The 1,087-nt window shown below is 40.0% G+C and carries 2 protein-coding genes; both read right to left on the reverse strand.

What is annotated here, in order from left to right; translation table 11 throughout:
- Nucleotides 1–78: 78 nt before the first annotated feature.
- Nucleotides 79–732, reverse strand: coding sequence for a peptidoglycan-binding protein (locus J5224_RS29475; protein WP_264628618.1), 654 nt, complete (start codon nt 730–732; stop codon nt 79–81).
- Between the two features lie 198 nt (nt 733–930).
- Entirely contained in the window at nt 931–1,083 is a 153-nt protein-coding gene (locus J5224_RS35955; RefSeq protein ID WP_413544745.1) for a phage tail protein, read from the reverse strand.
- Between the last annotated feature and the right edge of the window lie 4 nt (nt 1,084–1,087).

Here is a 1,087-nt window from a genome sequence, read left to right on the forward strand (position 1 = left end):
CACCGACTTTGATGGTGTAGGTGGTTACGCCAGTACTACTATTCTTTAATGGAGAGATGGCCATAATTAATCCAATGTCTAAATTAACGGTGGGAAGTAAAGTTTTGTGCCGGGTTTGATCTGTCTGGCACTGATCAAATTATTAGCCCGAGCAACCTCAATATAATAACTGCTGTTGTTATAGATCTTATGGCATAGCATGGGGAGCGTGTCTCCCGCTTTGAATTCAATGATATGTGTTAAGTCAGGGGAGGATTGTTTTTTTAAGGCATTTTTTTCTTGTTGAGTTAAATACTTTGCAAAGCTAAGTGATACCGTGGCCCGCAGTGGGTTACCAGAAGAATCAAAGAGAGAGTAATTAATACTGATAGCGGTTAAGCGACCCTGGAAGTTTACAGATGAACCCCATGCAATCACTACTGGATTAGGTTCATGCTGTTCACCATTGTAGACGTAGGTCACTTTTTTAAGCGTGGCAAGTTGCTTCTGCACGGTGTTTGTACTCGTATTGCCGGTGACTCCTGTACCGTCGAGCAGCAGTTCGAAGTCCAATTTCTCGCTTTCATAGCCTTTAAACACCGTTGTTGGTGAGACATCACCTTGTTGCTGAGGGCCTTTATCCGTGTAAGAAATACCAAAATTATGCTTAATGCTATTAGGATTTAACGTTGCCGAAAATGTTTGGGCAACAGTTCCTTTAGACGTCACTGATTTAATTGTTATTTTTTCCATTCTGAATTCCCTTTGTTTAAATCACTTATCTTTCTCTTACTTCATCAGGCGACATTATCAATGGGTAACAAAGCGTTGTCTCAGGCCGATTTACTTCAGAATCAACGCTTGACCTATCCGTGCCGAATGACGGGTTTTTATTATCGTCATTTATCGTTTTTGATTTAATCACAAGCTGTTTTATTTCTAATGGCACAGTTATAAGTTCCTTTTCAAATGATGAAAACAAATTTCAATCTCTTCAATGGCTATGTCATTTTGCGTTGCGTTGAAAGGTGCCATCTTCAGTTTTACTGGATATGCATTTGAGGCAGTCCAGCTTTTGCAGGTGGTTCCTTTCTCATTTAGCAAATTG

This window comes from Candidatus Symbiopectobacterium sp. NZEC135 (assembly GCF_025962695.1).

Coding starts and splice junctions, on each gene's coding strand:
- J5224_RS29475 (WP_264628618.1), bottom strand. CDS start 732: ATGGAAAAAATAACAATTAAATCAGTGACGTCTAAAGGAACTGTTGCC.